Here is a 24,279-nt window from a genome sequence, read left to right on the forward strand (position 1 = left end):
GATGCCACACTGGTGGCCGGTCTCTATGATTTAGGGTCAGATCAACTGCTGGCGGTGAAAACATGGTCCTTGGGTCGAGAACTGGCCAGCCAACTTCACCCCTGCCTTGGGGAACTCATGGGTCGCTTCACTTGGGGTGAACTAGGGACGATCGCCATTGGCTGTGGGCCGGGCAGCTTTACAGGAACGCGCTTGGGGGTAGTGACTGCCCGCATCCTAGCCCAACAACTGGAAGTTCCCCTTTTGGGTCTGTCTAGCCTTGGCACAATGGCGTGGCACTATCGTGATGAACTCCTAGAACAGGATGGGATGGTGTCGCGTCGTGCCCAGCAGGGGCATCAGTACCTTGGCATTTACCGTTATCAGGGGGGGAGTCTCAACTCTCTTTGGGGCGATCGCCTGCTGGCAGACCACGAAGCAGAAACGCTTTTAGCCACTTGGCCTCACCCCTCCAAACGCCTGAGTCCCCCCAACCCCACTGACTATGGCCGCGCTCTCCTGACATGGGCAGCCCAACAGTGGCACGATACACTAAGGGCAGGGGAAAAGCTCCCCCATTGGTCAAGCGTGGTGCCCCTCTATGGCAAATAACTGGGAACTCGGTCGCTTTCTCGATACACTGCGCTTTTTTCAAACCCTCCCCTTTGTGGGAACGCTGGAGCCACTCCGCCCTGTGCTGTCACCCCTTCTACCGGATCTCTTTAAGCCGCCTGCCTATCGGGGCAGTGGTCTGGTTGTGGTGATGGGGGCAACGGGTCGAACTGGTCAAGCAGTGGTGAAAACCCTCTTGGGTCAAGGTTATGCGGTGCGGGCAGGGGTGCGCGATCGCGCCAAAGCGGAACGGGTGCTGCCCCCAAATCCCTTTTTGGAAATCGTAGTTGCTGACGTGACTCAGCCTCTGCCGGAGGATCTCTTGCAGGGCAGTCGGGCGGTGATTAACTGTGTCGGCGCAAAGGTACAGCCCAACCCCAACGCGCCACCCCCCGGCCTTGAAATTGTTGGTGACAGCCCAGAGGCGGTTGAATTTGAGGGGATGCGGCATCTGTTGGAACGTGCCCAACCCTATTTTCAAAGTCAACCCAACACCTATCCCCTCTTTGACTATCGCTATCCCACGCCCCCGCTGAAGGAAGTTTGGGGTGCCCTCGATGATGTGGTGATGGGCGGTGTCAGTGCTAGCCAGTTCTATCTCAAGGAACACAGTGCCCTCTTCACAGGGCTGGTTTCTACGGAAAATTCTGGGGGGTTTGTCTCGATTCGCACCCGCAACCTCACCCCATCCCTGAATCTCCAAGGTTATACCGGTATTCAACTGCGGGTTCGCGGCGATGGCCAGCGCTATAAATTTTTCCTGCGCAGTGACCCCGCTTGGGATGGCGTCGGCTATGCCATGTCCTTTGATACAGTGGCCGATCAGTGGATCACGGTCCAGTTGCCCTTTAGCCATTTTATTCCGGTGTTTCGGGCACGCACCGCCACCAATGCGCCGCCCCTGAATGTGGGGCAAATTTACTCGCTGCAACTGATGCTCAGCAAATTTGAGTATGATGGCGCCCTCAACCCCCACTTCCGCCCTGGCACCCTCAGCTTGGAGATTGAGTCGATCCAAGCCTATGGGGGCTTGCCCTTGCCCCGCGTGATTCAGATGAGTTCTGCGGGGGTGACCCGTCCGCAACAACCCGATCTTGACCTGAAGGGGCAGCCCTTGGCGGTTCAATACAACAACCAACTGGGGGGCATCCTGACATGGAAGCTGGCAGCAGAAAATATGCTGCGCCAAAGTGGCCTTCCCTATACGATCGTTCGCCCCTGTGGTCTGACGGATCAGCCCGGTGGCAAAGAACTGCGCCTTGATCAGGGCGATCGCCTGACGGGTTCTCTGAGTCGTGAAGATTTGGCCGCGTTTCTGGCCAGCTTGCTGAATTTGCCCGTGGCCTGCCATCGCACGGTGGAAGTGGTGGCCACAGACCAAGCCGCAGAAGCCTATCCCAATTGGGCGGCACGCCTTGCGCAAATCCCTAGCGATCGCCCCTAGGAGACAGTGTCAAATGGTGCGGTTTCTCCATGTTGCCGATGTCCACCTTGGCTGCAACAAATATCGCCAAGAGAATGCCAACCGTACATTTGACTTTTTCACCGCCTTTGACAGTGCCCTACAAACCTATGCCATCGAAGCCCAGGTGGATTTTGTCCTGATTGCCGGTGATCTCTTTGAGGAGCGGCTGATTACCCCCGGCATTCTCAATCAAGCGGAGTATGTCCTCGACAAGGTGCGCTCAGCAGGAATTCCCGTGCTGGCGATCGAGGGCAACCACGACAACCGCCCCTACGGTGTCAAGTCCAACTGGCTCCGCTATCTCTGTGAAAAAGACTATCTCTATCTTTTGGAACCCGATGAAACGGGTACTCTCCATCCTTGGGATTCAGAAACGGCTCAGGGGGGGTATATTGATCTTCCCTGCGGTGTGCGGGTGATTGGCTCCCAGTGGTATGGTGCCAGTGCCCCCCGTGCAATTGAGCGCCTTGCTGAGCAAATTCAGGCCTTGCCGCCTACTGCTGGTGCCACCCTCCTCCTCTTTCACCACGGCCTTGAGGGTCAAATTGCCCGCTATCAAGGAGCCTTGCGCTACACTGACCTATTGCCGCTGCGCCGAGCCGGTGTTGATTACTTGGCCTTGGGGCATATTCATCGCTACTACACGGCGGAAAATTGGATTTTTAATCCCGGTTCCGTTGAAGCCAACTCCATCGAAGAAAATCAACAGCAAAATCGGCGCGGTGTTCTCCTAGTTACCCTCAGCAATGGCCAGCCCCAAGCGGAACTAAAGCAGGACTATTGGCAACGCCCGATTTGTCGTTACACGCTCAAGCTCTCCCCCAGCGATACCGTGACCCAAGTCGAGAGCCAACTGCGGCAGCTGGTGCAACAGCATCGAGCAGAGATGGCAGAGGCCATTGTTGAGATTCGCCTCCAAGGAGAAGTTGGATTTGAGCGCCGTGAGTTATCTGTGCGATCGCTCCAAGGGGAACTGCAAGAGCTGTCTGGGGCTTTTATTTTTCGCTTGGGGTTTGCAGCAACCCCCGTTGCCTATCAAACCTACCGGGATACCACCGCTGAGCCACCGCCTCGTGCCCAAATCGAAGAACAGGTGTTTACGGATCTGCTCGCCAGTGTTGCTGCGTATCGCGATCGCGCCGCACCCTTGGCAAAGGTTTTGATGCAAATGAAAGCGGATCTCCTCCAGCCCCATGCGAATATTCCTGCCCTCTATGAATGGCTGGCCAACTTATCCCTAGAGAGTTAAGGTTGAGGGGGTAAGGGGACGAGGGGTTGATTCGCTAAATTCGCCAATTGCACCGCGGGAGACTGTAACAGGGCTTGCCATTTTTGCTGCACTTGGGTATCTTCCGGCTGCGCCAGCCGTTGTTTGGCCAGTTGATTGAGCGCATCGTACCAGTAGCCCGCCATGGCAAAGGCAGCAGCCGCATCCCTTGCTTGGACAATTCGCTGCTGTTGGCTTGGCGATAAAGGCATCAGTCGAAACCAGCTGGCGGTTTTGATGGCTGTGGTGCCATTGGTGCAGGTGAGGGTCAGCTCCCACTGGTAGTCCACACCCTTTTTGAGCGAGACATTCTCCACAGGCCAGCCAACGATGCCCGCTTCGGTCGGGGCAGGACGCTCTTGGCGATAGACTTCTGTGCCTTGGGAATCCCGCAGCGTCAAGGTTAAGGCTGCGCCCCTGTTGGCAGGAATAAAGCTATAGAGGGTGGGGGTGGGAGTGCTGCTGAGACCATTGTTATCCTTGGGCACAAGGGCAACCACGGTTTGCTTTGGCTCAGTCAGACAGCTCTCGGTGCCACCGGTACTCTCGCGCAATAGCATGGGGCGAGCAATCCGCGTTGCCGCTCCTTCACGGTTACCGGGGCGGCCAATGTTGGCAGGTGGACGATAACTCGCCCAAGAGGCATGGGCGATCGCCCCCATCATCACCACTGCCAAACTCAGGGGAACAGCAATGGAACGAATCCCCAACGGAATAACCATATCACTTCATCCTCAAAAGTTGTGCCATCAATGCATTAGGACGCCACTCAACAGGGGATGCGGGTGCTGTCTAAAAGCCAAAGAGGCCGCGGATGACACTGACACCTGTATTGACCGTATTCAGAATCGAATTGATGTTCTCAATGCGATCGCGACTATCGGGTTGACTCGGTGCCGTCACAACCACAGGCGCAGTGCTACTGGCGATCGCCTGATTATCCACTTGCAGCGATAGGAAGATACCTGCCGCCGGCGCCCCTGCTAAGAAGGTGTTAATGGGAATGGCATAGTTGAACCCCGGCTTAATCAGACTGGCAATACTGGCTGCGGCCTCTGGACTCAAGCCTTGGCGCTCAAGGGAACGGGGGTCTTCGGTATCCCCTAGGCCATGCACCCCAACCACACGCCCGGCACTATCTAGAACAGGGCCTCCACTCATGCCGCGACGGGTCACGTTGGTGTAAATCATTTTGTAGCCATCAATGGGTTCAATCAAAAAGCCGGAGATACGACCATCGGTAAACTGCCGCACCAACTGACCACTGCCGCCCGGTTGCGGCCACCCGGAAATAAAGACCTGTGACCCCTCCTTGGCCAAGTCCGAGTTTGTCAGCGTAGCCACCTGATAGTCTTTCTTTTCGCTTGTGAATTCCACAATAGCTAAATCCGTATTCGGCAAAAATTTAATCTTATTGAAATCAACGGCATAGGCCTGCTGATCAATGGGAATCACGCGGTAATTATCCTTGCGATTAACAACGTGCTTTGCCGTAAGCACATAGTAGGTCGAGCCGGAACGGGAAATAATCGCGCCAGAACCATGGGAATCTTTCCCCACAATCAAGACCGTAATGTTGCGGGCAATCTCGTTAATTTGTTCACCACTCAGGGGTTGGACTTGACCCACTGCGGGTAAAGCCATTGCCACTAACCCCGTCGCGCCTAGCGTCGCACTCCTCACCCATGCGTAGTTCATAAGACTTCCCTAGCTAACGACACCGATAGGACGATTCTAAAGGGGAAATTGTTTCGCAGTCAGTGATATTGATCAACTATCCCTTGTGCGTTCAGTCCAACTCGCGCTCTGGGGGCAGTTTCCGTGTGGTTAGTGATCGTATTTGATTAATTTAATTCCCCAATTGCCGTTGAATTCACGCCTCTAAATGGGAGGTGAGAAAGGCAATCACTTGATCTAGACCAACGCCCGTTTTCAGGTTCGTCATCACATAGGGGCGATCGCCCCGCATTTTTAGAGTATCCCGTTTCATCACTTCCAAATCAGCACCCACATAGGGTGCAAGATCAATTTTATTAATCACTAGTAAATCGGACTTAGTAATCCCCGGCCCGCCCTTGCGGGGAATTTTATCGCCGGCAGCCACATCAATGACATAGATGGTTAAATCCACGAGTTCTGGGCTAAAGGTTGCTGCCAAATTATCGCCGCCGCTTTCAACAAAGATGAGATCTAAAGGCTGAAGCGCTGACTCTAATTGCTGAATCGCCGCTAAATTGAGGGAAGCATCTTCCCGAATAGCAGTGTGGGGGCATCCCCCCGTTTCAACGCCGAGAATTCGCTCTGGGGGAAGGGCTTGGGAACGCACTAAAAACTGGGCATCCTCTTGCGTGTAAATATCATTGGTCACGACCGCTAGGCGGTAGCGATCGCGCAAAGCTTTACAAAGGGCATCCACAAGGGCGGTTTTACCTGACCCCACAGGTCCTGCCACACCCACTCGCAATGCTGTTTCTGCCATTGGCTCAATCCTTCTCAATTCGATAGCCCAACTCCATCAAACGCAACCGATCCTGCCGCCAGCGGGGGCGCACCTTCACAAAGAGTTCTAGATAGATTTTGCCGCCAATGAGCGTTTCAATTTCTTGGCGGGCAGCCGTGCCCATTTGTTTGAGCAACTGACCCCCTTGGCCAATAACGATTGCCCTTTGACTGGGACGCTCCACATAAATGGCGGCGTTGACACGGGTAATGTGGCGCTCCTGCTGCACCTGTTCAATCGTCACTGCCACCGAATGCGGCACCTCTTCGCGAGTGTGGTGCAAAATTTGCTCACGGATCAATTCCGCCATGATAAATCGCTCTGGCTGATCGGTCACCATCTCTGGCGGGTAGTAATAGGGGCCGAGGGGCAACTGCTGCTCGATCGCCCCCTGAAGCGCAGCAACTCCTTCGCCCGTGAGAGCTGAGCAGGCATAGACTGGCCAAGGACCGAGGGTTTGATACGCCTGTTGTCGCTGTTCTCGCTCCCCTTCTAGCAGCAGGTCAATTTTGTTGATCGCCAAAAGCACAGGGGATTGTGTTTTAGCCAGTAATTCTGCTACGTAGCGATCGCCCCGACCAGGAGGACTGGCGGCATCCACCACAAAGACAATGGCATCCACCCGATTCAGCACCCCCTTGGCATTGTGCACTAGCACCTCTCCGAGGCGATGGTGGGGCTTATGGATGCCCGGTGTATCCACAAAAATAAATTGCGCCGTTGCCGTTGTCAGGATGCCCCGCAAGCGATTGCGCGTGGTTTGCGCCACCGGTGAGGTAATGGCCACCTTTTGTCCCAAGAGATGATTAAAGAGCGTTGATTTGCCCACATTGGGGCGCCCCACGAGGGCAACAAAGCCAGAGCGAAAGTCTGGCGGCGCAACGGGAATAGGAGCGATCGCTTCCACAGCAGCCTCTATTGATTGGGAACAGGGGGTGGCAATGGCAAGGGTTCAGGCGTTTTCTCCGTCCTCAGAACCGGTTCTTCTACTGGTTGAGTGGCCAAGCCCACACGATTGCCTCCCACTGAGCGCAGCAGATCCAAGACTTGAATCACTTCGTTGTAGCTGACCACTTTTGAAGCCCGCAAAATCACCATTCCTTGGGGATTGGTTTTCAAATAGGTGGCCAAACGTTCATACAGCTCACTGCGGTTCACGGGGTCTTTATCCACAAAGAGTTGCCCCGCCGGGTCAATGCTCACCACCAGCATCTTTTGCGACTGCGCTTGGCTAGTACTGGCTTGGGGCAGATTCAAGGTAATCGCCTGCTGCCGTGTGAGGCTCACTGCTGCCAAGATGAAGAACGTCAGAATGCAAAAGACCACATCAATCAGGGGCAGCATTTCAATACGCACATTTTCACTGTCAGTGGGCAAATGAATCTTCACGGCCATTCCTCAACCACGCTGCCTTAATGATAAAACTCTGAGCAAACAGAGTAGGATCAAAAGGTTTCCTGCCAATGCAGCTATGACCAGTGCAACGCCCCAGCCCGGACAATTGATTGTGATTACTGGCCCCAGCGGTGTGGGTAAAGGAACCCTCCTGCGGCAACTGCGACAGCGACATCCAGAACTTGCCCTTTCGGTTTCAGCCACAACTCGCCCCCCGCGTCCCACAGAGGTTGAAGGGGTGGATTACTACTTTGTCTCCGTGGAAGAATTTCAAGCAATGATTGCTGCGGGGAAACTCTTGGAATGGGCGGAATTTGCAGGTCATTACTACGGTACACCGCGGGATCCACTGCTGCAACTCATTGAGCAGGGGCAAACGGTCATCCTAGAGATTGAGCTACAAGGGGCACGCCAAGTTCGTCAGTCCTACCCCCAAGCCCGCCACATCTTCATTCTGCCGCCCTCCCTTGAGGAGCTGGAGTATCGGCTGCGCAGTCGTGGCCAAGATAGCGAGGAGGCGATCGCCCGCCGCTTAGCCCAAGCGAAAACTGAAATTGCTGCGGCCCCCGAATTTGATGTCCAAATTGTCAATGATGATCTCGAAAAGAGCCTAATTGCTCTTGAAACGGCGATTTTGAGTCCTGCTCCCTAAGGTTCTGCCCGCACAATTCCGAGGTAGAGTTCACCCACCTTTGGATCATTCAGCAGATCGGTGCCGAGTCCCTCATAGCGATCTTTCCCCATTTCCAAGACATACCCGCGATCGCTCATTGCTAGGGCTTTGCGTGCATTTTGTTCCACCAAAATAATGGCGGTCCCTTGGGCATTAATCTCCTTAATTTTGGCAAAGACATCATTCACTAGAGCTGGTGAGAGGGCAGCAGAGGGTTCATCCAAGACCATAATTTGCGGATCCAGCATCATCGCCCGTCCCATAGCCAGCATTTGCCGTTCTCCCCCCGAAAGAGTGCTAGCCCGTTGCTGTCGGCGCTCCGCCAAGCGGGGGAAGGTATCGTAGACCCGCTCTTTGAGGGCCTTGAGGTTGCCGGTTTTGGTAAAGGCACCCATCTCCAGATTTTCTTCAATGGTGAGTGTACGAAAGACATTGGCAATCTGGGGGACGTAGCCGATGCCCTTTTTCACAATTTGATTGGGACGCAAGTAGGTAATATCCTCTCCCGCTAAGGTAATCGTGCCAAGGCGGGGCGTGACCAAGCCAGCGATGGTTTTTGCCAAGGTTGATTTGCCAGCCCCATTCGGGCCAATCACGGCCACCAGTTCCCCGGCTTCGAGGCGAAAATTTACCCCCCGCAAAATATCCACATCGGGAATATAGCCGGCATAGACATTAGAAACTTGGAGCAAGCTCATGGTGCAAAAAATATCGCCAGAGGGTCAACATCCTAAGTATAGAGGCTTCACCCCCTTGTCCACGGCTGCAGGCAAGGCATTCCTATTGTTGCAAGGCGGATCAAATTCATATTCCTAAGGGGGCGATCAAGCACCTCTGGACTAAAATATTCTCCCAGCTCAGCAATTTTCTCAAACCCAATCTCCACAAGGCTTTGAGCAGTTTCTAACAGATTTGGAGGTGCTTGAATTTTCTCAAAACTCAGTTCTAGAGCGACTTTCGCTTCCTATGACCCCGCGGATCTAAAAATTTTACAAAAACAAAAAATGATCTCCTCTAGGTGCTTGAAAATGACTTGTGCTATAGTACTCACAGAGCACCTTCTAGAAGGGTGCTGTGCTGGGATTCTTTCCCAGCCGAACTAATGGAAACGAAAATTTCGAGGGGGGGTTTACCCCCCCCTCACGTGCTGGGATTCTTTCCCAGCCGAACTAATGGAAACCTCGAAACTAAAGTCGAGAGAATCGGGGAAATTCTCGAAGTGCTGGGATTCTTTCCCAGCCGAACTAATGGAAACCTCTGGCGGGTGGGCGCAGGTTACGAACCGGCCAGTGTGCTGGGATTCTTTCCCAGCCGAACTAATGGAAACCCCCCAAGAAGCAGAGTCGTCCCTTTCTCCGGGTTGTGCTGGGATTCTTTCCCAGCCGAACTAATGGAAACGTTTCCCGCCAATTCAAAAAGGCGGAGGAAACCTAGTGCTGGGATTCTTTCCCAGCCGAACTAATGGAAACTCTCCTTCTTGAAATCGGATGAAAATCATTTTCGTGCTGGGATTCTTTCCCAGCCGAACTAATGGAAACTTCAAAAACTTTTCGCAAATAAAGGAAGTAACCTATGTGCTGGGATTCTTTCCCAGCCGAACTAATGGAAACAAATCCAGCCAAGGGCGCTCAAAATAGAAGTTGGTGCTGGGATTCTTTCCCAGCCGAACTAATGGAAACTCAAGATCTTCGGCTCTAGTTTTGAAATTTGCGAGTGCTGGGATTCTTTCCCAGCCGAACTAATGGAAACGTAGAAAAACCCCGGTTCCGAGTCTCCCGGTTCTGGTGCTGGGATTCTTTCCCAGCCGAACTAATGGAAACACTAGTATAAGTGCCGGGCAACGCCGTTGTCGAGAGTGCTGGGATTCTTTCCCAGCCGAACTAATGGAAACTTTGAGCTTGCGCCGCGCCGAATCGCGCACGCGGCAGTGCTGGGATTCTTTCCCAGCCGAACTAATGGAAACGGGATTTGGCGAAAATCCGAGAAGTTCTCCCGAGGGTGCTGGGATTCTTTCCCAGCCGAACTAATGGAAACACTTCCGGAGGAAGAGCGTTACTTGGTATCGGAATACGTGCTGGGATTCTTTCCCAGCCGAACTAATGGAAACACAAGAACATTTGGATTAATTTCCGCGAGAGCGGAGTGCTGGGATTCTTTCCCAGCCGAACTAATGGAAACCATTTGACGATTTTCTGCAATCCCAAGCCACAATTTTGGTGCTGGGATTCTTTCCCAGCCGAACTAATGGAAACGTTCCCTTGAGAGGTTTAATAGGAATATAATGTGCTGGGATTCTTTCCCAGCCGAACTAATGGAAACTTTTCAAGATCGGGAATAACTAATCCCGTCAAAAACGTGCTGGGATTCTTTCCCAGCCGAACTAATGGAAACAGCGACAAAGGATCGGGAATTTCTAGCAGGAACACGTGCTGGGATTCTTTCCCAGCCGAACTAATGGAAACAGCGACAAAGGATCGGGAATTTCTAGCAGGAACACGTGCTGGGATTCTTTCCCAGTCGAGCTAATGGAAAAACGAAGTGGTTAGATCAGCGCCTAAACCTGAGAGGGTAAGTAAGGTCGCGGAACCAGTAACAAGCATCCCTGACCTTTAGGGCGGGGAGTATGCCAAAATTGGTGCTAAGTAGTCCACCGAGGGGAGTCAACGGAAACGTAAAAACAATGAAAGCTGTTGCTATTGCAGAATTTGGTGAACCTGATGTTTTAGTACTACGGGAGGTGCCTGAGCCGCAGATTCAAGCTGCCAATGAGGTGAAAATTCAACTGCGGGCTGCTAGTGTTAACCCCATTGATACGAAGCTGCGACAGCGAGGAACGTTTTTTCCCGATCGCCGGCCTGCCATTCTTGGTTGTGATGGAGCAGGGGTGGTGGTGGCTGTCGGTTCAGCAGTGCAGCGGTTTCAGGTAGGAGACGAGGTCTATTTCTGCTATGGGGGGTTGGGCGATCGCGGGGGGTGTTATGCCGAATACACTGTTGTTCCTGAAGCGGCTGTTGCCCACAAGCCGAAAACCCTCTCATTTATTCAGGCGGCTGCCTTGCCCTTGGCCGTGATTACCGCTTGGGAAGCCTTGGGCGATCGCGGGGCAGTCCCACCTCTCAATGTGCTTGCAACTGTAAAAACTGTGCTGATCCATGCCGGCGCTGGCGGCGTAGGGCATCTCGCCATTCAACTGGCTCGGCGATCGGGGGCACAAGTGGCCACCACAATTAGTTCCGCGGCAAAAGCACGATTTACCCAAGACCTCGGTGCCACCCTTGCCATCAATTACAAAACCACTGACTGGATACAGGCAGTTTTAGATTGGACGGGGGGTCGAGGAGTGGACTTTGCCCTTGATACCGTTGGTGGTACGACCTTTAGCGACACCTTCAAAGCGGTGCGTCCCTATGGCACCCTCGCCACCCTCTTGGAACCCGCCGCCGATACCCCATGGAAAATTGCCCGCCAGCGGAACCTACTGATTCAGCTCACTCTGATGCTGACACCGCAACTCATGGGCTTAAACGAGGCCTTGGCTCATCAGGGCAAAATTCTTGAGCAAGTCGTCACCCTCGTGGATCGCGGCGAGCTAAAAGTGGTTGTGGATAAAACCTTTCCCTTGGGGGCGGCGGCCGATGCCCATCGCTATCTCAGCCAACGCTTGGTGCAGGGTAAGGTGGTACTCATCCCATAGGTGGGAATTTGTTGATGGTGGCTCAGATCCTTGCCGCCCTTGTCATAGGGCTGGAACAGGCTCAAGGGGTGCCGGCACTGCTCAGCCAAACGCCCCCCAGCGATCTCTATCGCACCTGCCGCGTCTTTAACGGACGCCTGAGTTATTGTGGGCGTTGGTTTACGGGGGAAGCGGTGCTGCCAGAACCTCGGCGCTAACCTATTCTGGCGAAGAGGAGGGATACAATTCCGGTGGCATTGGCTCTGGTTGCAGGCTAACGGTTTGCCGGCGATCGCCGCGTTGAATCTCCAAAGTAAGGGTCTGCCCTGGTTTTGTTTGCTCGACCACGCTTTGCACCTGTTGGGGGGTAGGTTGGTTCAGATCGTTAATCTTGGCAATCCAGTCTCCCGGTCGGAGGCCCGCTCTGGCTGCAGGGGAATTGGGGGCAATGCCCACAATCAGGGTGCCTTGGCTTTGGTTGAAGCCCCAGTCGGGCTGATCCTGACGGATTTGAGCGGCCAGTTCGGGGGTCAGTTGCACCATGCGAATCCCCAAATAGAGATGCTGGGCGCGACCCGTAGTAATAATCTGCTCGGCAATGCGATAGGCCGTATTGATGGGAATGGCAAAGCCCAGACCCTGAGCTTGGGAGATCACGGCCGTATTCACCCCCACCACTTGCCCGGCGGCATTGAGGAGTGGCCCCCCCGAATTACCGGGATTAATGGCTGCATCCGTTTGAATGAAACTCACCCGCTTATCGGCAGCACCAATCTCATTACTGGCACGCCCCGTGGCACTAATAATGCCAGCCGTTACGGTGTTACTCAGCCCCAAGGGATTGCCGATGGCGATCGCCCACTCACCGGGGACGAGGGTATCCGAATTCCCTAGCCGCACCGTGGGTAAATTGTCGGCATCAATTTGCACCACTGCCACATCCGTCAGCGCATCGGCACCCACCACTTTTCCGTCGTATTGGCGACCATCGGGCAGTGTGACTCGCACAGCACTGGCTCCCTCGACCACATGGGCATTGGTCATAATCTTGCCATCGGGGGTAAATATAAACCCAGACCCTTGCCCTTGGCGTACCGGCACGTCTGGTATCGGAAAAGGATTGAGAAAACCATCCTCTTGACTGCGGCGCAGTCGTAGGGTATCAATGCTCACCACCGCTGGCCCTGCCTCAGCCACGACTTTGGCAATGAAATTCTCAGCGGCATTGGTGCGCTCAGGCGTCGCAAGCGGCGGAAGAGATGCCCCTGTATTGGGGGTGGTGGGACTGCGATCGGGCAAACGCAAAGGGCACCCCGTCAGTACCCCAAGGGCGATCGCTATCCCTGCCAGACTCAACCGCATGCGAACCATACTCAACCCAACTCGGCATCAGATCTACTCTAGCCTTATCTTGAAAATAGTGATTTTGTCGAACGTTTGCTGCCATGCTGACTGTGATTAGCTACCTCGAACAGCCCATGACCTTTGAGAGTTTCTTTGGTCCAGTCACCCTTCAGCCCGGTCGCAATGAAAATGTGGATGAACGCCGCTGGCGCAACTGCAAAACCCACAATGCTGACCTGCAAGCCTTGATCAAGAAGGGACTGATTGTTGTCGAAGAAGTGGAATAAGCTAAACTGAGAAGGCAAAACTCCCCTCCCACCCCACGTTTTCAGACCCACGTGCCTGCATGAGCTACCGCATTGATCGTCAAACCTATGCCGAAACCTATGGCCCCACCGTGGGCGATCGCCTGCGGCTAGCGGATACAGACTTAATCATCGAAATTGAGCACGACTATACCCACTACGGCGATGAAGTCAAGTTTGGCGGTGGCAAAGTTATCCGTGACGGCATGGGTCAGTCTCCCATTAGCAACGGCGAAGGCGCCGTGGATGTCGTCATCACCAATGCCGTCATTCTCGATTGGTGGGGCGTGATCAAAGCCGATGTCGGCATCAAAGACGGCAAAATTTACAAGATTGGCAAAGCCGGCAACCCCTATACCCAAGACGGCGTAGATATCATTATCGGTCCCGGCACAGAGGCGATCGCCGGTGAAGGGAGGATCCTCACCGCTGGCGGGATTGATGCCCACATTCACTTTATCTGTCCACAGCAGATTGCCACCGCCATTGCCTCTGGCATTACGACCATGATTGGCGGCGGAACCGGCCCTGCCACCGGCACCAATGCCACCACCTGCACCCCAGGACCTTGGAACATTTACCGTATGCTGCAGGCGGCCGATGCCTTTCCAGTGAATCTCGGCTTTTTGGGCAAGGGGAATAGCAGTCAACCCCAAGGGCTGATTGAGCAAATAGAGGCAGGCGTTGTCGGTCTCAAGCTGCACGAAGACTGGGGAAGTACCCCTGCTGCCATTGACACCTGTTTGAGTGTTGCCGAAGACTACGACATTCAGGTGGCCATCCACACCGACACCCTCAACGAATCGGGCTTTGTCGAAGATACAATCGCGGCCTTCAAGAACCGCACTATTCACGCCTACCATACCGAGGGCGCAGGCGGCGGACACGCGCCGGACATCATCAAGCTCTGTGGTCAAGCCAATGTCTTACCCTCTTCCACCAATCCCACCCGCCCCTACACCATCAATACCCTCGATGAGCACCTTGACATGTTGATGGTGTGCCACCACCTCGACCCCAGCATTCCCGAAGATGTCGCCTTTGCTGAGTCCCGAATTCGCCGCGAAACCATTGCTGCTGAGGATATTCTCCACGACTTAGGCGCTTTTAGCATTATCTCCTCTGACTCCCAAGCAATGGGACGGGTGGGAGAGAGTATTATTCGCACGTGGCAAACCGCCCACAAAATGAAGGTGCAGCGAGGGCACCTCAGCGATCCCAATCAGCCGGGGGTGGATCATGACAACTTTCGCGCCCGCCGCTATGTCGCCAAGTACACGATTAATCCTGCCATCACCCACGGCATTGCGGAGTATGTGGGATCCGTAGAGGTGGGCAAAATCGCTGATCTTTGCCTTTGGAAGCCCGCCTTCTTTGGCGTTAAGCCGGAACTGGTGATCAAAGGAGGAATGATTGCCTACGCTCAAATGGGGGATGCCAATGCCAGTATTCCCACACCGCAACCCGTGCACATGCAACCCATGTTTGCTAGCTATGGGGGCTGCCGAACCGCCACATCGGTCACCTTTATGTCCCAAGCCGGTATTGCCAACAACCTCCCAGAACAGCTAGGCTTGCAAAAAACGGTGTTACCCGTACGCCACATCCGTCAACTGCGCAAAGCCGATCTCAAGCTCAATGACTACTTACCCCACATTGAAGTGGATCCCGAAACCTATGAGGTGCGTGCCGATGGTGAATTGCTCACCTGTGAACCCGCCACTGTCTTGCCCCTTGCCCAACGTTACTTTCTCTTTTAGACCATGACGGATGCGGTAGCTGCCCTCTTTCAACATGGGCAACAGGCCTTCGAGCGGGGCAACTATCAACAATCCATTGCCCTTTTAGGACAGGCGGCGGCGCTGGCGGAGGGAAATACGGTGCGATCGGGGGAAATTAGCCTCTGGTTAGTCACGGCCTATAGTGCTGCTGGCGATCAAGGGGCAGCCATCAGTCTCTGCCGTCAACTCCAACGACACCCAGATCATCACACGCGGCAGGAAAGTCGTCGCTTGCTGGCAATTTTGGAGGCGCCCCAACTAAAACGGCGGCGCGAATGGTACAGCGAAATTCCCGACCTATCCCATGTGGGCGATCGTGCCTACACGTCCCCCTACAGCCGCTCCCCCAAAAAGTACTCGGCTCCCACCCCAAAACCCCAAGAACAACCGCCCTCCGCTACTCCTTTACCGAATGCCTTCATCTGGCTTTCCCTCACGGGCTTGGGCGTGGTCACGCTCTTGGCCGCTTGGTTATAGTGACCTTCTCAAACTAACATTGGATGATGAAAAAGCTGCAAAAAGATACGATAGAGAAGAGAGATGTCCGCTAACGAGCGATCGCGAATGCCCCAAGGCCTTGAGTCAGAATTTCGGCAGCAGGTGGATCGCCTGCATTGCTTCACCGTTGTCATGCGCTGGAGTGTCGTCCTCTTTCTTTGGCTCACCGTGGGCACCTTGAGTCTCTGGGGCTTCCGTTATGAAATTGGTTTGATGCGGGAGCATTTTACTTGGGCAGCATTGCGCTACGGCATTCTCTTCAACCGGCTGCCAGCAATCGGTTTAGCCCTATGTATTGGCATGACCTTGAGCGTTCTCTACTGGCAGACCCGCAACATTTTCTGGGGCAGATCCCCCAAGTGGCAACAGCGACTAGAAAAACAAGTCCTGCGTATTCGCCAACAGGGAGAACGTCATCCCCTATGGTATTGGGTGTGCCGGCAGTAGCAGATCCGCAAGCAGCGCTGGCACAGGAAAAATAATCAGCAGCAGCAAGACCAAGGCCATCAACCCCAAGGCATCGCGCCAGTTATCCAATTCGCTGACATCATTGAGAGCTGGTTCATCAAAAGCAGGCATGAAGAAAAGGATCAGCGCCCAGACAAAAAGCCATGGTTGAATAAACGAGAGAATTAGCACAAGCAAACGGCTGACTTGGCCAATGATGGCACCGGCGCGATGGCCGTACATGGCATGAACAATGTGACCCCCATCCAATTGACCCACCGGCATGAGGTTTAAGGCGGTGACGACTAATCCCAGCACCCCCGCCACTGCCATGGGATGTAAGTGCAGCGCACTGTCACTTTTAAGGGCCGCCCCAAAAACCGCTTTGGCAATCAGGGCAAAGAGAATCGAAATGCGCGGACTAAACACCTGAGGATTGAGGGTTTGCTCAGAAGCATTGCTGGGCAGTTGCACGACCTCAGACTGCTGTAATCCCCAAACTAGAACTGGCAAAGTCACCACTAACCCGGCGATCGGGCCTGCCATACTGATGTCAAAGAGGGCACGGCGGTGGGGAACGGGCGATCGCATCTGGATAAAGGCACCCAATGTTCCTATTGCAAAGGGCAGGGGAATAAAGTAGGGCAGTGTCGCCTTCACACCGTAGTACCACGCGGTGGCAAAGTGTCCCAGTTCATGGATGCCCAAAATCAGCAGCAGACTCACACTGTAGGGCAACCCCTGCCAGAGCAAACTCGGATTGAGGCGCAGTTCCGCTGCCGTCAGATCAGGCGCCACGAGTGCCAAGCCAGCAACCGTTGTGGTGAGAAACGTCAAAGCCAACAGTCCAAGGCTGAGGCCAGGACGAAAAAGCTGTTGGGGCTGGGGCAGGCGATCGCGGGGAATCAAGGCAAAAAAGGGCTTATTACTCAAACCCACTTGAAACATGACCAGAAAGCGATCGCCAAAGCGTTGGGCGATATTGCGCTCCACGGTTTCATAGACTTGGTTGGCATCCCCGCGCATTTGCCCCCGGCAGATCACCGCCTGCGGACGATACTCAATTTGTTGCAGATAGTACATACCCCAAGGGAAACAGCTCTGCAATTGCGTTTCTTCATCCTGATTGAGGAGCTTGCCATTTTCCGTCGGCGTTGTTGTCAACGTCGGAGGGTTGGGTGGCGGAGCCGGCAAGGGAGGTTGCCCTCGCCGCAGGAGCACAAGGTAGAGCACCGAACTGGTGACAAAGATGAAGATCAGCCATCCCGAAGGCACAGGCCTATTCCCTAGGAGCAGCATCCAACCCGCAATAAAAAACGCCGGCAGCATTAGCACTAGCCACAGGAGCCACCAAGGGGTTTGACTGACACGCGCAGCACTCTGGCGGACAATCAACACCAAGATCAAACCCAATACAATAAGGGAAATCCATGTCATGATTTCGATACCTGTGGCTCAACAACAGAAACCGCCCCGCCTTGTATTGCCCATGGTCTATGGGTTTCCGCCCAACCGCGAGACGCTGGGAGGCACTGCTTATCTCATTGTAGAAAATGATGGCAATACCCTTATTGATTCCCCCCCTTGGACAGATAGCAGCCAAAATTGGCTCAGGGAGCAGGGTGGCGTTCAGCGCCTCATCCTTACCCATCGGGGGGCGATCGCCCACGTTCGTGAGATGCAGCGCACCTTTAACTGTGAAGTGATCATCCATGCCCAAGAAGCCTATCTCCTGCCCCAAGTGACGGTAACCCCGTTTAACCACCATCTAGCCATCAGTGAAACCCTCGAAATCCTCTGGACACCCGGTCACTCCCCCGGTAGCGCCTGTGTCTATTGGTCTGGCCAAGGGGGCGTTCTCTTTAGCGGTCGTCACCTACTGCCTACGCCTACGGGAGAACTGGCACCGATGAAAACGGCGACCACCTTCCACTGGCCGCGACAACTGCGCAGCGTTGAGGCATTAAAAGCCTTCTGTCGGCAGAAGTCCCTGAGTTATCTGTGTCCGGGGGCGAATATTGGTTTTCTGCGGGGGACACTGGCGATCGCCAACGCCCAAGCTGTCTTGCAAGAACTCCCCGTTGATAGCCTTTTGACTAACAAAGTTTAATGTTTCCTTAATTTCCCCATGAGGATAATACAGGTTCGGAAAAAGGAACTTGGAGAGATCGTTAAACCCCACTTATATCAAGACTTGTATCCTCTATAGTGAAGGTAGGTAGAGGGAATAAGCCCAAGTAATACCAAGGAAAACAAAAACAAAGTTAATTGTTGGTGCTGTTCTCTCTGTAAATCATCCCGTGGGCAATCTCAAACCTTAGTGAAACAGGAGGATAAGCGTATGGCACTCGTTCGTTGGGAACCATTCCGCGAAATCGATGCGCTACAACGCCAAATGAACCGTCTATTCGATGAATTGATTCCCTTGACCGAACGTCGCAGTGATTTTAGCTTCTTGCCGGCAGCTGAACTAGAAGAAACCCCTGATGCTTTGCTTCTAAAAATTGAACTGCCCGGCATGGATGCCAAAGACTTAGATATTCAAGTCACGGCGGATGCGGTCTCTGTCAGTGGTGAACGCAAATCTGAAAGCCAAAGCGAAAGCAACGGTATCAAACGCACCGAATTCCGCTACGGTAAATTCCAACGGGTCATTCCTCTGCCAGTGCGGATTCAAAATACCGATGTCAAAGCTGAATACAAAGATGGCATCCTGCACCTGACCCTGCCGAAAGCGGAAGAAGAGAAAAACCGCGTCGTCAAAGTGAACCTTGGCTAATCCGCCACGCTTTAGGCCCAACGGTCAAGGTTGTTGAACAGATGAAGATCCCCCAGTAATGGGGGATTTATTTTGGGGCGTCAGTAAATGTGAGAAAACAGCTAGGAGGCCAAGGCCACCTCAACCAGTTGTTGCAATTCACCACTTTGATATAGCTCAATGAGAATATCCGAACCACCAATGAACTCGCCATTGATAAACACTTGGGGAATCGTGGGCCAGTTGGAATACTCCTTAATCCCTTGGCGAATCTCAAAATCCTCAAGGACATCCACCGTTTCATAGGGGACACCGAGGGCATTCAGGATTTGCACCGCATTGTTAGAAAACCCGCATTGGGGCATGAGCTTGCTGCCCTTCATAAAGACAATGATTTTGTTGCTTTTGACGAGATGATCGATTTTGGCGTGGAGTTCGGGTGTCATTGTTGGCTTTCCCTCTTGAGTTCACAAGTTACAAAAGAAGAGCAATAGATTGCATTCTAAATCACTGGCGTTGTGCCCATTGCTGGGGGGTATAGGTCTTGAGGGCAAGGGCGTGGAGTTCATTGCTGGCCATGAGATCCTTGAGGCTGCTATAGACCAATTGGTGCTGCTGCACCAGTCGCTTGCCCTCAAAGGCGGCAGAGACCACTACAGCTTCGTAATGATCGCCCCCCCCAGTCAAATCCTGCACCTGCACAAAGGCATCGGGCAAGCTGGATTGAATTAAGGTGGTCAGTTGTTCAGGGGTAACCATAGATGATCGTCTATTCCTGACTGGAATTAAGAACCAGTTAATCTATCTCCTTTAGTCTATCGCTAAATGTTAAGTTGTTGAGGTCTGGAGGGGCTGACACTGACGGAGGGCACGCACCAAGTCTTCAAGGTTAATGGGCTTGCTCACATAATCATCCATACCGGCATCGAGACAAAGCTGGCGATCGCTCTCCATGGCATTGGCCGTCATCGCAATAATCCGCGGGCGAGGTTGGTTCAGCCGTTGAAATAGATTAATCACCTCACGGGTAGCCGTGACCCCATCCATCTCCGGCATTTGCATATCCATCAAAATCACATCATAGGGTTGTCGCTGCACGGCATCCAGCACTTCCAAGCCATTAGCCGCAATATCACCGCGATAGCCCAATTTTTCCAAAATCCGTAATGCCACCATCTGATTCACCTTATTATCCTCGGCAACAAGAATGCGCAGGGGCGGCAAATCCTGCTTCAGACTGTCAATGGACACGGTTTTGCTCTTGTTTGTCTTGGCTTCAACGGGTTTCGGCGTATGGCTAAAGAGATCATTGAGGACATTGTAGAGGGTGGACTGCTTTACTGGCTTACTAATGAGCGCATGAAACAATGGCGATTGATCTGCCCCAAGGGAATTGCCGAGGGAGGTGAGTAAAATCAGCGGAATTTCTGGATACGTCTTGTGAATTTCCTTGGCTAGGGTCAAGCCATCCATTTCTGGCATTTGCAGATCTAAAATGGCCACATCCAGAGGCGATTGCGTTTTCAGCAGTGTCAGTGCCTGCTGGCCATTCTCAGCAATCAGGGGTTTCATCTGCCATCCCTTGGTTTGCAACGCCAGAATTTGGCGATTGGTGGCATTGTCATCCACAATCAGCACCGAGCGATCTTTCACGAAGGATTCTTGATCCGTGCCGTGCGCCTCAGCATTAGGATTCAGGAGCAGCCGCACCGTGAAATAAAACACTGACCCCGTCTCCTTGATGGGAATGGATTCGTAGTGGGGTGGTGGGTTGCCGCCAACAATCAAGGGCGTGTTCTGAGTTTTGCTCTCTAACCAAATGCGGCCATTCATGCGCTCCACAAGGCGCTGGCAAATCGCTAATCCCAAACCGGTTCCCCCATAGTGGCGGGTAATCGAAGCATCCACTTGGCTAAAGGGTTTGAAGAGTCGCTGCATCCCCTCTGGGGTGATACCCACCCCCGTATCCTGAATGGCAAAGAGAAATTCATAGTAGTTGGGCAAAAACTCGTACTGATGGCTGGGCTGCCCCTTGAGATGGAGAATCACTTCGCCACTTTGGGTAAATTTGATGCTATTGCCAATGAGATTCACCAATACTTGCCGCAGCCGTCCCATATCGCCGATGACATGAGCCGGAATATCAGGATCAACATGAGCAAGTAGCTCAATGTGTCGCTCAACGGCACGACTGGCCATGAGGTCAAGAACATCTTCGACGCAATTGCGCAAATTAAAGGGATAGGCCTCTAGCTCCAGCTTGCCGGACTCAATTTTAGAGAAGTCAAGAATGTCGTTGATGATTGTCAACAGTGCATCGCCACTGAGGCGAATCGTGTTGAGAAACTCCTGCTGCTGCGGATTCAGAGGGGTATCTAGCAGTAATCCTGTCAAGCCAATGATCGCGTTCATGGGGGTGCGGATTTCGTGGCTCATCGTTGCTAAAAACTCACTCTTGGCACGGCTGGCATCTTCGGCCGCTTTGCGGGCTTCCTCTAGGAGTTCCTGCTGCTGTATCATTTGCGAGATGTCTTCCCATGTACCGACGAAATTCATTACCTTGCCGTCTTCGATGATGGGAATGACACGGGCATTCACCCAACGCACCCTACCGTCAGCGTAGGAGAGGCGAAATTGCTCATTGAGGAGCTGGTGTTCTTTTTGGCAGCGCTCCCAAGCAGCAAGCAGGCGATCGCGATCCTCGGGGTGCAGTCGTTCAACCCATTGTTCTTGGGCTTCGGCCGGGGTTTTAACCTCTAGGAGATCCAACAGTGCCTGATTCATGAAGGTACTCTTGCCATCGAGGTCAGCCGTAAAAATGCCGACGGGTGCCATTTCACTGACACTGCGAAACCGCACTTCACTGGCCTCAAGGAGTTGATGCAACTTAAGCTTGCGGCGATGATCCACTGTGATAATGGCTAGGCCTGCACCACTGGCTGCCCAGAGAATGAGGAATAAAAAAAGAAACTGTAAACTCAAGGGGCGCAACTGCCGCTCAATCACATTGGGCGCGATGTGGGAAATCACCCACAACCGATATTCGTTTTGATAGAGGGGCGTACGGCTCACGGGATCAGCAGAAATATGATGCGCCTTCAGAGGCAGTACCGAGCGATAGGCAAAGAGGCCATATTGACCAATAATGCTGCCCGTGGGTTGAGATTGCATCTCCTGCCACAATTCAGGGTAGAGATGCTGCACGGTGAGATGCTGCCGCTCGGGGTAGCGGAATCCCCATTCATGGCTGGTGCGCTCTGCTAAAATCCAGTAGCCTTGACTATTGGCCAAAAGGCAACTGCCATAGACGCCACGACACCCATTAATCAATGTGTTGAGTAGGTTGGCTGCACGATAACGGACAACTAAAAAACCCACCAGTTGTTGCTGGCGGGTATAAACCGGTGTGCCGACATAGAGAATCGGGTTTGCCGCTACGGAAGGTGCCTCATTTTGCTGAACTTCAATGTCAAAGGGCGAGATAAACACTTCGTTGCGCACCAATTGACGAATCACAGGCCAATAGTTCTGCAACAATTCTGGTTCTTGAGATGGGTGATTTACCCTAATGCCCAAGTTATGACCCAAAGCAAAGCTCAGTCTGATGTCACCGTTGGGGCTCAAAAAATACAGGCGATCGTAGGTGCGCTTTGAGAGCAGCCAATCTTGGACATCCTGCTCCATTTCCCGCAATTGTGCTGTACTTGATGAGTTGACCCCAAGATCATCGAAGCCATGGATTGTGGCGATGGTGAGAACATCGGTAATTAACGTGTCTAAGTAAGTGGTGAGGATGAGGCTGCCCCGCTCGACTTTGCTTTCTTCTCGCAGTTGCAGATCGCTGAGAATATCTTGGCGCTGGGCGAGGTAAATGGGAGCAAGAATTGCAACTAAAACTGCCGTTGCTGGAACAAAAAGTTTCAAGAAGTACTGCAACGGTGATTTGGCCATAGCGTAGTGGGCTATCTGCGGGGGAGAGAGGGGGGAAATTCAACAGGGGTAGAAGCCAATACAGGCTTTAACAAATAGTGTATCGTGAGGAATGGAGTTCATGTGTAGAGTCAGACCATGATTGAACCTTTGTTGTGTGGCATTGTTCTTGGCTTGATTCCGGTCACCTTGGCGGGTCTTTTCTTTGCGGCTTACCAGCAGTACAAGCGGGGCAGCCAATTTGAACTCTAGTGATTGACTAGAACCTTATTTTTGCGAACGTCACTCCATATGGCATTACCGATTGTTGCTGTTGTGGGTCGCCCCAATGTGGGCAAGTCAACACTTGTGAATCGCCTTGCCGGGGAACGGGATGCCATTGTCCACGATGAACCCGGTGTCACTCGCGATCGCACCTACCGACCGGCCTTTTGGCAAGATCGGGAATTTTTGGTCGTGGATACCGGGGGCTTAGTCTTTGATGACGACAGTGACTTCTTGCCCTTGATTCGCCAGCAAGCAGAACTCGCCCTTCAGGAAGCAACGGCAGCGATTTTTGTGGTGGATGGTCAAGCAGGGCCTACAGCACTCGACTATGACATTGCTGCGTGGTTGCGACAGCTTCCCGTACCTGTTTTAGTGGCAGTGAATAAATGCGAGTCGCGCCAAATGGGTCAGGTACAGGCGGCAGAGTTTTGGTCACTGGGTTTGGGCGAACCCTATCCGATCTCTAGTATCCACGGCAGCGGCACAGGGGAGTTGCTGGATCAGTTGATTACCTACTTGCCGGCAGTGGAAACGCTCCCCGAAGCGCCAGAAATTCAGGTGGCGATTGCGGGGCGTCCCAATGTGGGTAAATCTAGTTTGCTCAATGCTTTGATTGGGAGCGATCGCGCCATTGTCAGTCCCATTTCAGGCACCACCCGTGACGCCATTGATACGGTGATTGAGCACAACGGTACCCAGTATCGTTTCATTGATACCGCCGGCATTCGTAAGCGGAGTCATGTGGCCTATGGGCCTGAGATGTTTAGTGTGCATCGCGCCTTTAAGGCCATTCACCGCTCCGACGTGGTGCTCTTGGTTTTAGATGCCCTTGAAGAAATTACTGAACAAGATCAACGCCTTGCGGGTCACATTGCCGATCAGGGACGTGCCTGTGTGCTGATCATGAACAAGTGGGATGCTGTTCCCGAAAAAGATACCTATACAATCAATACCTATCGCGATCGCCTGTATCAGCGGCTGAATTTCCTTGACTGGGCAGATGCCCTCTTTGTCAGTGCCCATACCGGTCAACGCCTTGACAAAATTTTTGCAGCGGTAGATGCAGCGGTTGAACAGCATCGTCGCCGTGTCAGTACAGCGGTAGTCAATGAAGTCATTCAAGAAGCTCTCCGCTGGCATACGCCCCCCGCGACTCGCCAAGGTCGCCAAGGAAAAATCTACTACGCGACACAAGTGGCCACCCAACCGCCAACGTTTGCAATTTTTGTCAACGATGCCAAGCTCTTCAAGGACAACTACCGCCGCTACATTGAGGGGCAAATTCGCCAACAACTGGGATTTCGCGGTACTCCCATTCGCCTCCTCTGGCGCAGTAAAAAGCCCCGTGAAGCTGCCGAATTAGCAGTCCGCTAAGCCTGTCAGAT

Annotated in this window: 25 protein-coding genes and 1 CRISPR repeat array; of the genes, 14 read left to right on the forward strand and 11 right to left on the reverse strand. The window is 53.3% G+C overall.

Annotation, left to right across the window (positions count from 1 at the left end):
- Positions 1–12: 12 nt before the first annotated feature.
- Genes tsaB through NBE99_RS10545 form a run of 3 tightly spaced genes read left to right on the forward strand, consistent with a single transcriptional unit; the run spans position 13 to position 3,305 of the window.
- A complete protein-coding gene (gene tsaB / locus NBE99_RS10535) occupies positions 13–591 on the forward strand; it encodes a tRNA (adenosine(37)-N6)-threonylcarbamoyltransferase complex dimerization subunit type 1 TsaB (protein ID WP_250682024.1) in 579 nt (192 codons plus the stop codon).
- A complete protein-coding gene (locus tag NBE99_RS10540) occupies positions 581–2,035 on the forward strand; it encodes a CIA30 family protein (protein ID WP_250682025.1) in 1,455 nt (484 codons plus the stop codon). Before tsaB ends, NBE99_RS10540 begins: the two co-directional genes overlap by 11 nt.
- 13 nt (positions 2,036–2,048) lie before the next feature.
- Positions 2,049–3,305, forward strand: a complete 1,257-nt coding sequence (locus NBE99_RS10545) for an exonuclease SbcCD subunit D (protein WP_399371076.1) — start codon at positions 2,049–2,051, stop codon at positions 3,303–3,305.
- Here NBE99_RS10545 and NBE99_RS10550 read toward each other — a convergent pair.
- From NBE99_RS10550 to NBE99_RS10570, 5 genes are all read right to left on the reverse strand, one after another.
- Positions 3,302–4,045, reverse strand: coding sequence for a DUF928 domain-containing protein (locus NBE99_RS10550; protein ID WP_250682027.1), 744 nt, complete (start codon positions 4,043–4,045; stop codon positions 3,302–3,304). The genes NBE99_RS10545 and NBE99_RS10550 overlap by 4 nt on opposite strands.
- A 70-nt stretch (positions 4,046–4,115) precedes the next feature.
- Positions 4,116–5,021 carry a serine protease gene (locus tag NBE99_RS10555; RefSeq protein ID WP_250682028.1) on the reverse strand — a complete coding sequence of 302 codons (906 nt, stop codon included), beginning with the start codon at positions 5,019–5,021 and terminating at the stop codon, positions 4,116–4,118.
- A gap of 175 nt (positions 5,022–5,196) precedes the next feature.
- On the reverse strand, positions 5,197–5,802 hold the full coding sequence (gene ureG / locus NBE99_RS10560; RefSeq protein ID WP_250682029.1) for an urease accessory protein UreG: 606 nt from the start codon (positions 5,800–5,802) through the stop codon (positions 5,197–5,199).
- A gap of 4 nt (positions 5,803–5,806) precedes the next feature.
- On the reverse strand, positions 5,807–6,730 hold the full coding sequence (gene era / locus NBE99_RS10565; protein ID WP_250682030.1) for a GTPase Era: 924 nt from the start codon (positions 6,728–6,730) through the stop codon (positions 5,807–5,809).
- An 8-nt stretch (positions 6,731–6,738) separates the two neighbouring features.
- Positions 6,739–7,218, reverse strand: a complete 480-nt coding sequence (locus NBE99_RS10570; protein ID WP_250682031.1) for a biopolymer transporter ExbD — start codon at positions 7,216–7,218, stop codon at positions 6,739–6,741.
- A gap of 76 nt (positions 7,219–7,294) precedes the next feature.
- Here NBE99_RS10570 and gmk point away from each other — a divergent pair, with 76 nt between their 5' ends.
- On the forward strand, positions 7,295–7,870 hold the full coding sequence (gene gmk, locus NBE99_RS10575) for a guanylate kinase (protein WP_250682032.1): 576 nt from the start codon (positions 7,295–7,297) through the stop codon (positions 7,868–7,870).
- Here the strand turns inward: gmk and NBE99_RS10580 are convergent.
- Positions 7,867–8,589 carry an ABC transporter ATP-binding protein gene (locus NBE99_RS10580; RefSeq protein WP_250682033.1) on the reverse strand — a complete coding sequence of 241 codons (723 nt, stop codon included), beginning with the start codon at positions 8,587–8,589 and terminating at the stop codon, positions 7,867–7,869. The genes gmk and NBE99_RS10580 overlap by 4 nt on opposite strands.
- A 376-nt stretch (positions 8,590–8,965) precedes the next feature.
- Positions 8,966–10,424: direct repeats of the CRISPR family, unit length 36 nt; unit sequence GTGCTGGGATTCTTTCCCAGCCGAACTAATGGAAAC.
- 147 nt (positions 10,425–10,571) lie between these two features.
- Between NBE99_RS10580 and NBE99_RS10585 the strand changes: the two genes are divergently transcribed.
- Entirely contained in the window at positions 10,572–11,585 is a 1,014-nt protein-coding gene (locus NBE99_RS10585; RefSeq protein WP_250682034.1) for a zinc-dependent alcohol dehydrogenase family protein, read from the forward strand.
- Positions 11,586–11,599: 14 nt separating this feature from the next.
- A complete protein-coding gene (locus NBE99_RS10590) occupies positions 11,600–11,782 on the forward strand; it encodes a hypothetical protein (protein WP_250682035.1) in 183 nt (60 codons plus the stop codon).
- A 1-nt stretch (position 11,783) separates the two neighbouring features.
- On the opposite strand, the gene NBE99_RS10595 is transcribed toward NBE99_RS10590, so the two are convergent.
- Entirely contained in the window at positions 11,784–12,935 is a 1,152-nt protein-coding gene (locus NBE99_RS10595) for a trypsin-like peptidase domain-containing protein (RefSeq protein ID WP_250682036.1), read from the reverse strand.
- 74 nt (positions 12,936–13,009) lie between these two features.
- Here NBE99_RS10595 and NBE99_RS10600 point away from each other — a divergent pair, with 74 nt between their 5' ends.
- From NBE99_RS10600 to NBE99_RS10615, 4 genes are all read left to right on the forward strand, one after another.
- Positions 13,010–13,195 (forward strand): hypothetical protein, encoded by a 186-nt coding sequence (locus NBE99_RS10600; RefSeq protein WP_250682037.1) that lies wholly within the window; start codon positions 13,010–13,012, stop codon positions 13,193–13,195.
- Between the two features lie 59 nt (positions 13,196–13,254).
- Complete coding sequence (ureC, locus tag NBE99_RS10605) at positions 13,255–14,973, forward strand: urease subunit alpha (protein WP_250682038.1); 1,719 nt, start codon at positions 13,255–13,257, stop codon at positions 14,971–14,973.
- Positions 14,974–14,976: 3 nt separating this feature from the next.
- Complete coding sequence (locus NBE99_RS10610) at positions 14,977–15,471, forward strand: hypothetical protein (protein WP_250682039.1); 495 nt, start codon at positions 14,977–14,979, stop codon at positions 15,469–15,471.
- A 63-nt stretch (positions 15,472–15,534) separates the two neighbouring features.
- Positions 15,535–15,939: a hypothetical protein gene (locus NBE99_RS10615; RefSeq protein WP_250682040.1), complete on the forward strand. Its 405-nt coding sequence runs from the start codon at positions 15,535–15,537 to the stop codon at positions 15,937–15,939.
- Here NBE99_RS10615 and NBE99_RS10620 read toward each other — a convergent pair.
- On the reverse strand, positions 15,913–17,376 hold the full coding sequence (locus tag NBE99_RS10620; RefSeq protein ID WP_250682041.1) for a site-2 protease family protein: 1,464 nt from the start codon (positions 17,374–17,376) through the stop codon (positions 15,913–15,915). The two genes, NBE99_RS10615 and NBE99_RS10620, sit on opposite strands and share 27 nt — an antisense overlap.
- Here NBE99_RS10620 and NBE99_RS10625 point away from each other — a divergent pair.
- Positions 17,375–18,049, forward strand: a complete 675-nt coding sequence (locus NBE99_RS10625) for an MBL fold metallo-hydrolase (RefSeq protein WP_250682042.1) — start codon at positions 17,375–17,377, stop codon at positions 18,047–18,049. The genes NBE99_RS10620 and NBE99_RS10625 overlap by 2 nt on opposite strands.
- Before the next feature lie 231 nt (positions 18,050–18,280).
- Complete coding sequence (locus NBE99_RS10630) at positions 18,281–18,718, forward strand: Hsp20/alpha crystallin family protein (RefSeq protein ID WP_250682043.1); 438 nt, start codon at positions 18,281–18,283, stop codon at positions 18,716–18,718.
- A gap of 101 nt (positions 18,719–18,819) precedes the next feature.
- Here the strand turns inward: NBE99_RS10630 and grxD are convergent, their stop codons facing one another.
- The 3 genes from grxD to NBE99_RS10645 all read right to left on the reverse strand — a co-directional run bounded on the left by grxD (position 18,820) and on the right by NBE99_RS10645 (position 22,648).
- Positions 18,820–19,143: a Grx4 family monothiol glutaredoxin gene (grxD, locus tag NBE99_RS10635; protein ID WP_181496364.1), complete on the reverse strand. Its 324-nt coding sequence runs from the start codon at positions 19,141–19,143 to the stop codon at positions 18,820–18,822.
- 61 nt (positions 19,144–19,204) lie between these two features.
- Positions 19,205–19,456: a BolA family protein gene (locus NBE99_RS10640; RefSeq protein WP_149817589.1), complete on the reverse strand. Its 252-nt coding sequence runs from the start codon at positions 19,454–19,456 to the stop codon at positions 19,205–19,207.
- Positions 19,457–19,525: 69 nt separating this feature from the next.
- Entirely contained in the window at positions 19,526–22,648 is a 3,123-nt protein-coding gene (locus NBE99_RS10645; RefSeq protein ID WP_250682044.1) for a response regulator, read from the reverse strand.
- A 117-nt stretch (positions 22,649–22,765) separates the two neighbouring features.
- On the opposite strand from NBE99_RS10645, the gene petG reads away from it, so the two are divergent.
- Entirely contained in the window at positions 22,766–22,879 is a 114-nt protein-coding gene (gene petG, locus NBE99_RS10650) for a cytochrome b6-f complex subunit V (RefSeq protein ID WP_181496367.1), read from the forward strand.
- 39 nt (positions 22,880–22,918) lie between these two features.
- The gene (gene der / locus NBE99_RS10655) at positions 22,919–24,268 is read left to right on the forward strand and encodes a ribosome biogenesis GTPase Der (protein ID WP_250682045.1); all 1,350 of its coding nucleotides are present in this window, start codon (positions 22,919–22,921) and stop codon (positions 24,266–24,268) included.
- The last annotated feature ends 11 nt before the right edge of the window (positions 24,269–24,279 follow it).

Source organism: Thermosynechococcus sp. HN-54 (assembly GCF_023650955.1).
GTDB lineage: Bacteria > Cyanobacteriota > Cyanobacteriia > Thermosynechococcales > Thermosynechococcaceae > Thermosynechococcus.